Genomic DNA, 15,555 nt, shown 5'->3' with positions numbered 1-15,555 from the left:
AATGTCACAACCTCTTACTGTCTTAGGCAATATTACCGCAGAACAATTTCTTCGTGAATATTGGCAAAAAAAACCGCTTCTTGTACGGCAGGCTATTCCTGAAATTGCAACTTTTCTTGAACCTGAAGATATTCAATCTCTTGCTTTAGAAGATACTGTTACTGCTCGCCTGATTCAGCAAACAGGAAAAAATCATGATCAATGGCAAGTAAAATCTTCTCCGCTTGAAGAAAAGGATTTTAAAAACCTCCCTCCCTATTGGACACTTCTCGTTCAAGCTGTAGACCACTATTCAATGGACTTGGCAGAATTATGGAAGAAATTCCACTTTATCCCTCAATGGCGTAGAGATGATATTATGGTTTCCTATGCGCCTAAAGGTGGCTCGGTAGGTAAACACTTTGACTTTTATGATGTATTTTTAGTTCAAGGATCTGGACACCGTCGTTGGCAGTTGGGGCAACACTGTAATGAAAATACTCAATTTATTGAGGGTCAACCACTTAAACTGCTACCCGAGATGGATATTAATTTTGATGAAGTGCTTGCACCGGGTGATTTGCTCTATGTGCCACCGGGTCTATCGCATTACGGCGTTGCGGAAGATGACTGCTTAACGTACTCATTTGGTTTTCGCATGCCCAATCTGGCAGGTGTAATTGATCGCGTAAGTGACCAATTTGCAGACAATGATCATCTCAAAAATCCAATTCAAGACATAGTTCGTGAGCATTCAAATGCAATTGGTGAAATAACGGCTGAAGAAAGACAATCAATAAAAAAACATCTTCTTGAAAGGCTTATGACTACTGATCATTTTGACCATGCAATTATGGCATTAATGTCTGAACCTAAATATCCAGACAATATTCCTGAGTCAGATGAAATTGAGCTAGAAGACCTCAATGATTTGTTAGATACAGATTACTCCATCCAACTTGAGCCTGCTTCTCGTCTACTCTATTTAGAACAAGAAAATACGCTAAAGTTTTGGGCTAATGGTGAGTCCCTCAATATAGCAATTGAAACTGCACCTATTCTCAAGAAAATTGCAGATGGAGATATCATTTACTTTAGTGAAGAAGTTTTCAACACGAGTACGATGCTTGAAGATATATTACCTCTCATTAATGATGCAATATTAATGCTTACTTCGCCTGAACAAGAATAAAAACCAAAGCCATTGCCATTTTTATAACTACTATGGAAATGGCATATTAGTAATAATGACTACTCGATTTGGCATGTAAGAATGCAGGAATAAGACCTGTTAAAGCAGCACGTATATCTTCACGCTCATTAATGAGTTGATGAGATCCTTCTTCTAAAATAAGTAGTGTCTGCAATCTAAATTTTTTTCTAACAAATTCAATATTATATCGCCAATCTACAGTCTGATCCAAAGCACCTTGTGCCATCCATACAGGAATGCGACATGATGGACGACTCTCCATAACTGGCATCCATTTAGACATTGCTAAAATCCAATTCATTCCCATCATTTTAGGCTGTAGAGGGTCTTTTAAACGTACAAACCTCAGAAACTCTGGATTATGATTATTTCTTCTAAAATGTCTTGGTACTTGTTTTTTTATTCTACGAATAATCCCCAACCCCAAAGGATTATGCCACCATGCAGACTTTGCAGGTCGCAATAAAGGAGAAAGTAATAATACTCTATCTACAATCGGGTTTTTTCTTTGCTCTGCATATGCCAATATATGATGCATCAAAATTGCGCCACCTGTACTTTGACCAATGCCAAGCCATGGTTTAACAAGTTGAGGAGCATTTTTTGAATAACGATAAACCGCATGCAATACATCTTGATAATGATCAAAATTCTCAATATTTGCAGGTGATCCACTACTTAAACCATGTCCAGGTAAATCAAAAGTAAGTACACTAAATTTTTGAGATAGTATTTCTTCAATAATAGGTTGATAAATTCCACTATGTTCTAAATAACCATGCAGCAAAAATATTGTGCCACGGCTTTCCCTACCTTTAGGCTGAAATACCTGAGTATGCAATTTAAATCGTTCTGTCTGAATATATCCCTGCCAATAGTAACAATCTAACAAGTCCAATCCATATAACTTTTGATATGAATACAACTCACCCTCAGGCTTATATGGTTTATATAAATTAAGCCCTTGTAACTGATGAGGTGTTGTTTCCCGATTTGGTATGGGTAAATTAAGTTGCTTCAGAGCTGTTGGTGTTAAAAATGGTGTCTCTGGCATTAAGGCACCTCACGACAATCATTTGTACCCAAAATAACATCTCTCATGCTTGCCAATAACTCGTAGTTTGCACGTCGGCTATGATCATAATTTGATAAAGCAGGCTTCCAATTGGTTAAAGCTGTTGGCATTGGTGCATCTACAGGAATGGTCGCGATTCCATTTTGAGCAAAAAGTCGACGTGTTCGTGGCATATGATATTCATCTGTCACTAACATGATTTGTGGTGCACCACCTTTTTTTTGCAAAAGTAATGAGCTGAACCTTGAGTTCTCACAGGTATTCATACTTCTATTTTCAAGCAATTTTGCATCCACACCATGGTCTTTCAACCAAATTTGCATATATGGTGCTTCAACTCCACTCAGTACAATAGGTAGGTGACTTTTTTGTTCAATTTCTAATGTTTTTTCCAAACGCAACCTTGTATAGCTATTCACCACAATCTTATGTGCTATACGATCAAAGGTTAACCCACCCCCCAACACCACGATTGCAGAAGGCTTTGAGGCATCTGCTTTTTGCTCATCCCTTACACTATTTACTTGCTGTAAATCTTGTGAAACTTGCTGACTAATTGGTTCTTTATCATTCACCTTTACAGGATATGTTGTTAAAAATTGGCTATATTTCTGCATTAAGATATTAGTATCTAAATCATTTAAATTAGCAATATCGTGCACAGCCTTTAATTCAGGTTCTGATGAGGATTTATCTTCGGCTGTTACAGGCTCACTTATACTATCCTCTGTATCATCTTCATCTTCCTTTTTCTGAAGCTCTTGTTCTAATACTTTATATCTTGCTTCAACTAAATTTAAGTTAGCTGCATCTTGTCTTTGTGCAGTTTCTTGTAGAATTTTTAAATATGCTTGACGGGCAATCCATAAATGTGACCCCGGTTCTAAATCATCATGTTCACTCAGTGCAGCAATTTGCTGGCTTTTTGCTGCAACCATATTTACTTCTATAGGTACAAAAGAGTTGAGTAAAAATAAAATACTTTTTGAATAAAATGGCGTATAAATAAATACAATGAAAGCTGTGAGAAGTACTGCCAGTACCGCGATCATTTTCACTAACCTTACCATAAAAGGTTGTTTTTTTGCCATATTCTCGTCCATTTACAAATGGCCTAATCCATTTTCCTCAAAGATTATTGGTTCGGGCTCTAATAATATATTAAATTTTTGTTGCACATCATTTTGAACAGCAATATAGGTTGCTTTAACTTCTTCCAAATTTGCATCTGAATAATTCACTAAAACCAATGCTTGTTTAGCAAACATTCCAACTTTACCTAAACATTTTCCTTTCCATCCAGCCTGATCTATCAACCAACCTGCAGCGAGCTTAACACACCCATCCATGTGTTTATAATGTGGCATGTTTGGAAATTGTTCATGCATTTGTAGAAACTGCTCATAACTAACTATAGGGTTTTTGAAAAAGCTACCAACATTTGGATATTGTTTAGGATCAGGCAGTTTAGAGCGGCGAATACGAATTACTTGATTTTGTAAATTTATTGGTGTTTTATCATCACCAACGGCTAATGCTAAATCACCATAACCTAACTTCAAATCAATATTTTTTTTCAGTTTAAATACAACTGAAACAATAATATACCTTTTTTGATTCTGCTTAAAAATACTATTTCGGTACTCAAAATAACATTCATTACGAGATAGAGTCAGAAACTCTTTTTCAATACAATCATATACAAAAACATACGAAATGAACTCGCCTACTTCCACACCATATGCACCAATATTTTGCACAGGTGCAGCCCCTACCTTACCAGGAATTAAAGCTAAATTTTGTAGCCCATACCAGCCCTGCTGCGTTGAGTATAAGACAAAATCATGCCAATTTTGACCTGCACCAACTTGGACAAGTACATCTGTTTCATCTTCTTCAATACACTGTATACCTTGGATATTGATATACAAAACACATGCATTTAAATATTCAGGCAATAATATATTGCTACCACCTGATAATACAACAACCTCTGCATTTTCTTTCTTAGCAAACTGTAAAGCATCAATTAAATCTGTTTGAGTATTAATTTCAATAAAATATGCAGCAACAGCACTTAAACTTAATGTATTAAATCTTTTAAGTTGAAAATTATATTTAATATTTAACATTAAAATATCTATCCAATGTGATGTTGCTGAAAGTAACCAGCCCAAGCACGACTTGCCGATTCACACTGATCTAGTACATTTTCAAATCCTGCACCGCCACCATAATATGGATCTGCAATTGCTACATTATATTGAGACTTATCTTCTCTTGTCATCATAGCCAATTCAGCTTTTAATACAGATGCACCAAACTCTTTTTCTGCAATATTTTTAAGCTGTTCAATTTGATATAAGTTATCTTCATCCATTGCTAATATAAGATCAAATTTAGTAAAGTCTCGTGTCGTAAGCTGTCTTCCACGTAAAGCAGAAAGGTGATAACCACGCTTTTGTGCATGTAATTGACTACGACTATCTGGTGCATCTCCAATATGGTAATTACTTGTACCTGCCGAATCGACAATAATTTTTAAGTTGTTCTTTTCAACAGCATGTCGCAGTACAACCTCTGCTGTAGGAGATCGGCAGATATTACCTAAACAAACACACAAAATACGATAGGGTTCTTTATAAGTCATCATGATTTCAACATCTTACTTTCATTTATTCACAGTATATATATGATTTAACTAATAAATATTAATTATATTTCATTTTTTAGATGAATATTGTGAACATCAGCATCAAAAGTTTCAAGTAGAGACCTTACAACTGGCTCTTCTCTGAGCATAACCTCTGCACGTTTATGTGCTTTTTCCTTTCTCTCATGCTGTAATATGAATGGTGTCACCTCTGATATCTCTTCATATCTCACAGTTAAACTAGTATTTCCCCACGTTGTTTTAAGTGCATGTTCCAAATTATATTGCTGTTGCTTTAATAATTGCTCATACTCTTGAGGAATATGGAAGACGCAAGTACCATTAATTTCACCTGACATCAATCCATATTGCGCAAGCTCTTGTACAGCAGGAGATAATTCACTTTTCCTAAACCAATACTCCCACTTTTCCACATTCCACTCACCTTCCAATATTTGCTTTGGTAAGCTTAAAATTTCTTGTGGAGTTAAAAAAGATTCAGATTCAGATTCAGATTCAGATTCAGATTCAGATTCAGATTCAGATTCAGATTCAGATTCAGATTCAGATTCAGATTCAGATTCAGATTCAGATTCAGATTCAGATTCAGATTCAGATTCAGATTCAGATTCAGATTCAGATTCAGATTCAGATTCAGATTCAGATTCAGATTCAGATTCAGATGATGTGTGACTTCCGATAAATTGTATATCATTTCCATCTAGTGAAAATGGAAAAACATCATCTGTATTATCTAGTTTTATATTATCTAACTCTTTATGACTTGATGGCACATCTACAGCAATCAAGCTATGTTGATCACTTACATTAAAGTTAATAATAGTAGTATTTTCTTCTAAATTTGACTGCTCAGATATTTCATCTACACTTCCAATCTCTTCAGAAGCAAGTACCTCTGTATTAGACGACTTTATTTTTGGATCGATGATATGTTGAATTGAATCTTCTGGCGTTAAATCAGTATCATTACTTTCTATAACAACAGGTCTCTCATGTACAGCTAAAGGCTTAAAAGCAAGCATTCGCAATACACACATTTCAAAACCTTGCTCTTGTGTCACTGACCATGAAATTTCAGAGCGCCCTTTACTTGCAATTTGATAATACAACTGTAAATCTTGTGCTGAAATTAAGTGCGCTAGTTTCTTAATCTTTAAATTAATTTCATGACTGTATTTTAAACTTAAGTCCGGCAAGTACTGTATAAGTGCCAATTCATGTAATGTAGAGACCAACTGATCTAGAACTAAGCTCACATCTAATGCTTGCTTTCTAAATTGCAATAATAATTGAGATACCTGTTGGCTTTTATTCTGATGGATAGCTTCAATTAAATCATAAATAATTGATTTATCAATTAAGCCCAGCATATCTTTTACATCTTGCTGTGTAACTTTTCCTTGTCCATAGGCAATTGCCTGATCAGTTAAAGACAAAGAATCTCGTAAAGATCCTTGTGCAGCTTCTGCTATTTGCCATAATGCTTCAGATTCATATTGTATTTGTTCTTTTGCAAGAATATTGGTCAGATGTTCACTAATTTCTGTAATATCTAAAGGACGCAACGTAAATTGTAAACAACGTGAAACTACTGTAATTGGTAGTTTCTGAGGGTCTGTTGTTGCGAATAAAAATTTCACATGAGAAGGTGGTTCTTCTAAAGTTTTAAGTAGAGCATTGAATGAGTGTGTAGATAACATATGCACTTCATCGATCAAATAGACTTTGAATCGACCTTGAGTGGGTGCATACGGAACGTTATCTAATAGTTCTCTTGTATCTTCTACTCTTGTTCTTGATGCAGCATCAATTTCTATAAGATCAATAAATCGACCTTCATTAACTGCACAACACGTATCACAGACCTCACAAGGTGTTGAAGTTACACCCGTTTCACAATTTAAGCACTTGGCTAAAATTCTCGCAATAGTGGTTTTACCAACACCACGGGTACCTGTAAATAAATAAGCATGATGCAAACGACCACGCTCTAAAGCACTCGTTAAAGCTCTAGATACATGGTTTTGTCCGACCAATTCATTAAAGTTACGTGGACGATATTTTCTTGCTAGAACCTGATACATGTATGCTCCCTTTTCCCCCATCAAGCATACTGTTTTTTGAGTCAATAGTGAATGGAATACCTATTTGATTAACTTAAATTCAATCAACTTATTGAAATTTTATTCATATTGGAATACCTAATATTTAAAACTAGGCCATCTAGGTATTTACAATAATTTCACCAACAACATACTGTGTTCCTTGTTCTTCATCTTTTACACAGAATTCAGTTACTTCTGCATTTTTACTCCAAGTTAAAAGCTGTAAAGACGATGGAAGTGATAATGGTTTTTTAAACTGAGTATATATTTGATAATTCGTTGGTAAATCTAAACTTGCTAAAACACGTGCCTTCAACCACAGGTCATGTACTATCATTTCCGAATAACCAAATACTTTTGCACTCCATGAATGTAAATAAGCAGGATGAATTACTCCTGAAATTTGAGCATACTTTCTTCCAATATTTTTCGGCACATACCACTGTTTCACCAATTTTTTAGGCAGAATTCTATCAAAAGCGTTATTTTTTATCTTTAACTGGGAGATGTCTTGCTTTTTACATTCAATAATATAATTACTTTCACATTCTAAAACAGTTTTATCATTAGCTTGCACAACTGTTTTATACAAAAATTGATTTTGGGATAGAAAGCTAAATTGGCATGACATTCTATATCGTTGGTTGGCAAAGAGAGAACATCTTTGTTCCATCTTATGAGAAATATGTACTAAATCGCTTATAGAAAAAGAAAAACTTTCATTTCCAATCATTTGATTCTGAAGTATTTCGGATAACATTGAGAAATAAACTGAGGGAATAAATTTACTGTTTTCAAAACCACAGATTTTTTTATACGCAACTAAGTTCTTAGCATCAATATAAAAATCATCTACTATATATTTAACATTTTTATTGTCTACTATTGATACTTTACTTTTTTTAAAATTATTTTTTAAAACAATTGGATATATTAAATAAGGTTTTGGGAACCATTTAAAGTAACAAACTTTCATTATTAAAAGCCATATTATTATAGGTTTAACTTACCCTATATAGTAAGTTAATTTAGGCAAAATGGAAAACATACCTTCTGATTAATTTAATTAACATAGATTTAAAGCTCTTACCCATCAAGTAGTATTCATTTAAATTAATATACTAAATTTTTCATAATCATCTAAAATATAGATTTTATTTTAGATGAGCAACTAACTATAGTCAATCTTGCTTTATATTACCCTGCAACAATCTGAATATTTTTATAATAATCATTCTTATATTAATATTAGAAATTCTACTTTTAAACTGATTTAGTTTAAATAAGCATTCTCATACTATTACAGACTTATAGAAGTATTTTATATATTACTAAATATAATACAAACATATTAATTGATTACTTTTAGACCAAAAAATCCACACAATTATAAACTTATCTGTATAATATTTTTTTATATTTTATTTTTTATATATTTCCTAGGAAGTTTACCAGTGAATCAGCTTAAAATTGTTACGAATAATGGATATAAACAGAATTTTGACCTTTCTCAAGTAAAACATATTAACAAAACTAATGAGGGGTTAAAACTTCAACTATCTAATGGCGACACCATATTAGTAACAAATGAACAAGCCTATAAACTAGATATTATTAAAAATGGTAACACAATTACACAATTAACACCAGAATCAACATTAGAGGAGGTTAAAGAAGCTGAAAACACTATATATCAAGGAGAAATAAGTAGTGATTCTTGGTTATCTACACATCAAACAACGGTATATACTTGTGGTGCACTTGGCGGAATTGGTGCTTTAGCAATTGGTTTAGGTGGTGCAAGCTCCCACAAAACAATTACCAATAATTCAGGTACACAACAAAAACCAACCGAATCAAATTCAACTAACTCTCAAGAAAGTAACAGTTCAAACACTCAAAAGCCAACTGAATCAAATTCAAATAACTCTCAAGAAAGTAACAGTTCAAGCGCTCAAAAGCCAACTGAATCAAATTCAAATAACTCTCAAGAAAGTAACAGTTCAAACACTCAAAAGCCAACTGAATCAAATTCAACTAACTCTCAAGAAAATAATAGTTCAAGCGCTCAAAAGCCAACCGAATCAAATTCAAATAACTCTCAAGAAAATAACAGTTCAAGCGCTCAAAAGCCAACCGAATCAAATTCAAATAACTCTCAAGAAAGTAACAGTTCAAACACTCAAAAGCCAACTGAATCAAATTCAAATAACTCTCAAGAAAGTAACAGTTCAAGCGCTCAAAAGCCAACTGAATCAAATTCAAATAACTCTCAAGAAAGTAACAGTTCAAACACTCAAAAGCCAACTGAATCAAATTCAACTAACTCGCAAGAGAATCAGAATTCAGAAAATCAAGACCAAAGTGATTTATCGAATGAAGATACTGATGATGAAACTATAACTTATGATGAGATAAAAACATTACACATTTTTCATGCTAATTTAACTATTGATGGTAAAACTTTATTTGGCATGGCAAAGCCCAAAACATCTTTCAAAGTTTTATCAGAAGATGGAAAAATTATTAAAACGGTTTATGTTGGGACAGATGGCATCTTTAAAGTAGATCTAGGATCTGTACACTCAAGTATCAAACTAGATGTTAAAGATAGCTCAAACATTTGGGACAATAAAGTAGTAACATCTGAAATAGATGGTATTTCTAGTATAGACTCCTCAACATTTGCTTTTTTTGATGTAAATTCTACAACTGGTGGTTTAAATCAGTCCTACGTCCAATCCAAAATAATTGGAAACCTATATAATAGTTTTGGTGACAACCATAATACCGATCAATATACATCTATGGTACAAAATGGCAAATATGCAATTACATTAAATGATCAGACTCTAACTTTAAATGCAAATGATAAAAACATTAAAACTATAGAACAACAACTTTCACATGGCAAACTCACTGTACAGTCTGATGGTTTCTTTTATTACGAAGCTAGTAAAGAAACTACGAGCAAAATAGGAACAAGCAATGAACTACAACCTCTATTAAATGTAAAAATTACAGATTTAGAAACAAATAAATTAGTTCATTCAGATACAACTCGATTTGACTTTCATGCAAGTAAGTCAATATTAGGTAGTAATGAAAAAGATACTTTCACTGTTGATGGACAAGGTGACGATTATAGTCTGTGGTTAGGAACTAATGCAGATACGCTTGTAATAAAAAATAGTCATCAAATTAAAGGATACTCCCAAAATGATATCTTTTGGGAAGATTTTAATATTAATGAAGGTGACAAAATTGATCTTCATGAACTATTACCTGAAGGTCTTACTGAAAAGAATCTTGCTGATTACATAAGTGTAAACCTTTCAACATCTGGTAAAGATACGATCATACATATTGATACTAATAACCAACATGATAAAAATGTTACTTATGACTCACCTCATTATGTAGTTTCATTAGAAAATACAAAAACCTCATTAGATGAATTATTAGACCACCACGCGCTAGTTTACTAAAAAACTATCCAATATTGATAAGTGTGTAGACACTTATCAATATTTGTATTACACCCATCATACAAAACGAACTTATTCTATATAAATAGTACATAAGATTTGTTCCAATCTATTCAATATATAATGATCACATCTAAATACTTCATCCCTTTTAGCCTCATTCTCCCTATAGTCTACGTCCATGCAGACTCAACAATGAGTTGGAAAGATATACATTCTTCTAGCCTGATCCAACCTCAGCCCAATGATGACTATAAAAAAATAAATATGGGTAAACTATCCCAGTTTACATTCGAACCGGATAAACAACTGCAAGAAAATACAAACCTGCCAATTGTTGGACGTTCTAATTCCTCAAGTACAGATTATTTATCAGATCATCTCATCAAAAATGCACCACCACAGCAGATGAGTATTCAACAGGCTGTTATTCTGGCTGTACAACGTAATCCGACAATCAGTCAATCATTAGCAACGCTTGCTGAACAAAATTCAAATATCGACTATGCAAGAACAGGATATTACCCACAACTCTCTGCAGGTCTAACCACAGGAAACTTTAATTCATCGAGCCGTGGACAACAAGTTTATACCCTTAAAGCGACCCAACTTCTTTATGACTTTGGCAAAGTTAAATCAAGCGTAGACTTACAAAAAGCAAAACTCATTACAGAACAAGCCAGCACCTTGGCTTCAATTGATGATATTGCCACAGAAACCAGTCGTAATATATTGGCACTTTTATATTATCGTCACCTAGTTTCAATTGCACAGCAACAAATAATAGGCATGCAACGACTCTATGAAATTGCCCTTTTACGCTCAAAAGCAGGTATTAGTAGTAAAGCCGATCCAGTACAAGCAGAAAGCTACGTCACCTATGCACAATCTTATTTAATTTCACAGCAAAGCAATGTACGCCAAACCGAACAAAAACTAAAAACACTTCTTGGCATTGATGTTTCACAGACACAATTTAATTTACCCACAAATATGATTCAACAGGCAGGTTTATATGAGCCAATTACATTTAATAGCATTCCTAAAATGATTGAATCCCAAGCAGAAATTAATGTTGCTGCTGCACAGAAAAAGCAAATACAAAAAAGTATTTATCCAACAATTTCTTTAGTTGGTGATGTGAACACTGCGGTAAATGGGACGAACCCAGATACAGGAAAGCATAACGGTACAGACTCTACAATTTATTTATCAGTGAGTAGTAATTTTTACCAAGGTGGGCAAACAAAAATTCAACAACAATCTGCTAGCTATGCTGAAGATGCTGCACGAGCAAAACTCAACGCAACCTACCTAGATATTTTAGATACAGCTAGAACATCTAAAGCGATTATTGACAATACACAGCAACAAATTGCCTTCCTCAATAGTCGAGAAGAATCAACAAAACAAACCCGTGAACTTTATGAAGATCAATATAAATTGGGAACTCGCTCAATTCTAGACCTTGTTTCTGCGGAGCAATCTTATCACAGCGCACAAATGGATAAAGCACAAGCCATTTATAGTATTGATGACACACTTGCAAAATACATTAATGCCACAGGCAAAGCACGTGAACTTTATCAAATTAACAACATGAATATTCAGGGGGTTGAGCTTCAGCCATGAGTCAAAATACAAACCAACAACAATGGCTACATGCATTAATGATGATTGCTCATCACTATCGTATTGATATTGCAGAAGAGAGTCTTCGCTTAGAGTTACAATGGAATCAACCCGAAAATAAAGATGAAGTGATTTCTTTAGCCACAAAACAACTTGGCTTAACATCAAAAAAATTAAATTTATCTCAAACCGAGTTTAGCCCTTGGCTTTTACCCTTAGTGGTTGAACTTGATCATACACAAGTCGCTGTCATTGAAAAATTAGATGCAGAAGGAAATGTATTGGTTCGCTTTAGTTCAGATCAGGGCTTAGCGCAAACACTATCTTTCAATGAATTAAAACAGCATGCGACTGCTTTATATATTTTTAGACCTGAACATGCCGTGCAAGATGTTCGTGTTGATGAATATATTAAACCTTTTGAAAAGAATTGGTTTTGGAAGATCGTACTTACCGATTGGAAACGCTATCTTGATATTATGTTGGCTTCTTTAATTGCCAATATTCTTGCCTTGGCGGCCATTGTCTTTTCTATGAATGTCTATGACCGTGTTATTCCAGCACAATCTTATCCTACGCTTTGGGTACTGGCAAGTGGTGTACTCATTGCAGCAATCTTTGAGCTGACATTACGGATGTGTAGAACCTACCTGTCAGACAAAATTGGTAAACAAGCTGACTTACGTGTTTCAGACCGTGTATACGGACATGCATTACGCATTAAAAATAAATATCGTCCCAAATCCACAGGCTCTTTTATTTCACAAATTAGAGAGCTTGAAAGTATCCGAGAAATGATTACATCCACGACCATAGGTGCGATTGCTGATCTTCCATTTTTCTTTTTCTTTTTAATTATTCTTTGCTTTATTGGTAGCCATGTTTTTTGGGTTGTCGTCTTTGTTGTTCCTTTAATGATTTTACCTGCAATTTTATATCAAAAGAAATTACAAATTTTAGCAAATGAAGGAATGCGTGAAAGCTCCATTCGTAATGCAATGTTAGTTGAGTCTGTACAAAATATTGAAGATATTAAACTTTTACGTGCTGAAGCAAGATTTCAAAATCAATGGAATCATATGAATGAAACTGCCGCAGACATTAGTATGCGTCAACGTAAAATTACTGGTTTTTTAACTTCATGGACAATGCAAATCCAAAACTTGACTTATGTTCTAGTTATCTTAGTTGGATGCTTTGCCGTCATATCAGGAGATATGACAACAGGTGCTTTGGTTGCATGCTCCATCCTTTCTTCTCGTATGCTCGGCCCTATTTCAAATATCAATAATATTTTATTGAAATGGCAAAATGCAAAGGTTGCAAAAAATGGTTTAGATGAACTCATGAAAAAACCCGTTGATCATCCAGAACGTGCTCAGCTCATTCATAAAACCGCACTATTTGGTCATTACGAGCTAAATCATGCCATGTTTAGATATGCAGAAGATGCTGCTGAACCAACACTTGCAATTAAAAAGCTAACTATTCGTGCAGGAGAGAAAATTGCGATCTTAGGTCGAAATGGTGCGGGCAAATCATCTTTACTCCAACTCTTATCAGGAATGCAGTTCATTGACTCAGGACAACTTACACTAGATGGTTTAGATATGACCCTCTTAGACCCTGATGATGTACGTCGAGATATGGGATTGTTAAACCAACACTCACAACTCTTCTTTGGTACAATTCGTGAAAACTTAACCTTAGGTGCTCCCCTTTCTTCAGATGAAGAAATTATTAAAGCACTCCAATTAACCAATGCTTTAAATTTTGTGCTTGAAAAAAAAGAAGGTCTAGATCATTTGGTTCTAGAAGGTGGTCTTGGCTTTTCAGGTGGTCAGAAACAAGCACTTTTACTCACCCGACTCATCTTAAAAAACCCACATATTGTTCTGCTTGATGAACCAACAGCCTCTATTGATGATGTATCTGAAAAAGTGTTAATTGAAAACTTAAAAAAATGGATTAGTCATAAAACTTTAATTGTTGCAACTCATCGTCAACCAATCCTTCAACTTGTTGATCGTGTTTTAGTCGTTCATCATGGAAAAATTGTTCAAGATATCCCCAAACATGAACTCTTTCTCAATCAGAATAAACCTTTAACAGAGGGAAATCCGTCATGAGTGATCATCAAAAGAATGAGATTCAACAGGTTTCTCCAAATATAGGTCTACCTACTCAACCACAGCAAAAGCAAAAATCATTTAAACTACAAAGTTCTCATACTCCACGCTACTCTATCGTGATTTGGGTGGTTGCTTTGCTTATTATTGTGTTTGTCGTGTGGGCAGCCAATTTTAAACTTGAGGAAGTCTCAACAGGAACAGGTAAAGTAGTACCATCGTCTAAAGACCAAATCATTCAATCTTTGGATGGTGGTGTCATTACTAAACTTGATGTAAAAGAAGGTGATATTGTTGAGAAAGGACAAATATTAGCTCAACTTGACCCAACACGTTTTGAATCGCAAGTGGGAGAAAGCCGTTCTAAGTTGCTTGCCTCTCAAGCAAAAGCGGCACGACTCACGGCAGAAGTAAATGGTACACCGTTAAAATTCCCAGCAGATGTGATGGCAAACCCAAATCTTGTACATGCAGAAACGGCTTTGTATCATTCACGACGTGAAGACTTAGAACAAACGCTTAAAGGACTTTCACAAGCCTTACAGCTTTCTCAAAATCAGCTGGCGATGACTGCTCCTTTGGTTGCTCGTGGTGCTGCTTCTGAAGTTGAAGTGCTTAAAATTAAGCAAGATATTAATAACTTCCAAAGTCAAATGAATGACAAACGCAATACATACTATGTCAAAGCACGTGAAGATTTAGCACAAGCCAATGCAGATATTCAATCATTACAACAAGTTATTAATGGGCGTGATGATGCTGTAAAACGTTCTATTTTTAGAGCGCCTCTACATGGCATAGTTAAAGAGTTAGATGTCAATACCATTGGCGGAGTTGTTCCTCAAAATGGGAAAATTATGACAATTGTACCTTTAGATGAACAACTATTAATTGAAGCACGAATTTCTCCACGAGATATTGCATTTATTCACCCAGATCAACGTGCTCTAGTGAAAATTACTGCCTATGATTATTCTATCTATGGCGGGCTTGAAGGAAAAGTAGTAATTATCTCACCCGATACAATCCGTGATGAAGTAAAACAAGATCAGTTCTATTATCGTGTTTATATTCGAACTAATTCTGACAAGCTCGTTAATAAGTTAGGGCATACATTCCCAATTACACCTGGTATGGTTGCAACTGTAGATATTCAAACAGGGCAAAAAACCGTCTTAGAGTATTTATTAAAACCATTTAATAAAGCCAAAGAGGCTTTACGAGAAAGATAAAATTATTTTAATAAAAGAGAGTCAGAGG

At 34.5% G+C, this 15,555-nt stretch carries 11 protein-coding genes; 5 read left to right on the top strand and 6 right to left on the bottom strand.

The annotated features are described in order from the left end of the window. Window position 1 precedes the first annotated feature (1 nt). On the top strand, window positions 2-1,171 hold the full coding sequence (locus tag AC1MPL_RS07510) for a ribosomal protein uL16 3-hydroxylase (protein ID WP_479765163.1): 1,170 nt from the start codon (window positions 2-4) through the stop codon (window positions 1,169-1,171). Between the two features lie 46 nt (window positions 1,172-1,217). On the opposite strand, the gene AC1MPL_RS07505 is transcribed toward AC1MPL_RS07510, so the two are convergent. From AC1MPL_RS07505 to AC1MPL_RS07480, 6 genes are all read right to left on the bottom strand, one after another. Next, window positions 1,218-2,246: an alpha/beta hydrolase gene (locus tag AC1MPL_RS07505; protein ID WP_479765162.1), complete on the bottom strand. Its 1,029-nt coding sequence runs from the start codon at window positions 2,244-2,246 to the stop codon at window positions 1,218-1,220. Beyond that, window positions 2,246-3,358, bottom strand: a complete 1,113-nt coding sequence (locus AC1MPL_RS07500; protein ID WP_479765161.1) for an ElyC/SanA/YdcF family protein — start codon at window positions 3,356-3,358, stop codon at window positions 2,246-2,248. Before AC1MPL_RS07500 ends, AC1MPL_RS07505 begins: the two co-directional genes overlap by 1 nt. A 12-nt stretch (window positions 3,359-3,370) precedes the next feature. Then, window positions 3,371-4,399, bottom strand: coding sequence for a UDP-N-acetylmuramate dehydrogenase (gene murB, locus AC1MPL_RS07495; protein ID WP_479765160.1), 1,029 nt, complete (start codon window positions 4,397-4,399; stop codon window positions 3,371-3,373). A gap of 8 nt (window positions 4,400-4,407) precedes the next feature. Further along, entirely contained in the window at window positions 4,408-4,917 is a 510-nt protein-coding gene (locus AC1MPL_RS07490; protein ID WP_479766186.1) for a low molecular weight protein-tyrosine-phosphatase, read from the bottom strand. A gap of 65 nt (window positions 4,918-4,982) precedes the next feature. After that, window positions 4,983-7,025 carry a DNA polymerase III subunit gamma/tau gene (gene dnaX / locus AC1MPL_RS07485; RefSeq protein ID WP_479765159.1) on the bottom strand — a complete coding sequence of 681 codons (2,043 nt, stop codon included), beginning with the start codon at window positions 7,023-7,025 and terminating at the stop codon, window positions 4,983-4,985. A gap of 139 nt (window positions 7,026-7,164) precedes the next feature. After that, window positions 7,165-8,022, bottom strand: a complete 858-nt coding sequence (locus AC1MPL_RS07480) for a hypothetical protein (protein WP_479765158.1) — start codon at window positions 8,020-8,022, stop codon at window positions 7,165-7,167. Window positions 8,023-8,500: 478 nt separating this feature from the next. On the opposite strand from AC1MPL_RS07480, the gene AC1MPL_RS07475 reads away from it, so the two are divergent. The 4 genes from AC1MPL_RS07475 (at window position 8,501) to AC1MPL_RS07460 (ending at window position 15,527) form a co-directional block, all read left to right on the top strand. Continuing rightward, window positions 8,501-10,534 carry a type I secretion C-terminal target domain-containing protein gene (locus AC1MPL_RS07475; RefSeq protein WP_479765157.1) on the top strand — a complete coding sequence of 678 codons (2,034 nt, stop codon included), beginning with the start codon at window positions 8,501-8,503 and terminating at the stop codon, window positions 10,532-10,534. Window positions 10,535-10,729: 195 nt separating this feature from the next. Next, window positions 10,730-12,166, top strand: a complete 1,437-nt coding sequence (locus AC1MPL_RS07470; RefSeq protein WP_479765156.1) for a TolC family protein — start codon at window positions 10,730-10,732, stop codon at window positions 12,164-12,166. Then, window positions 12,163-14,295 (top strand): type I secretion system permease/ATPase, encoded by a 2,133-nt coding sequence (locus tag AC1MPL_RS07465; RefSeq protein ID WP_479765155.1) that lies wholly within the window; start codon window positions 12,163-12,165, stop codon window positions 14,293-14,295. The genes AC1MPL_RS07470 and AC1MPL_RS07465 overlap by 4 nt, the downstream gene beginning before the upstream one ends. Beyond that, complete coding sequence (locus tag AC1MPL_RS07460; RefSeq protein WP_479765154.1) at window positions 14,292-15,527, top strand: HlyD family type I secretion periplasmic adaptor subunit; 1,236 nt, start codon at window positions 14,292-14,294, stop codon at window positions 15,525-15,527. The genes AC1MPL_RS07465 and AC1MPL_RS07460 overlap by 4 nt, the downstream gene beginning before the upstream one ends. Window positions 15,528-15,555 lie beyond the last annotated feature (28 nt).

This window comes from Acinetobacter sp. N1-1, from assembly GCF_056711485.1.
Note: the sequence above shows the minus strand (reverse complement) of the source record. Positions and strands in the feature narration are given on the sequence as shown.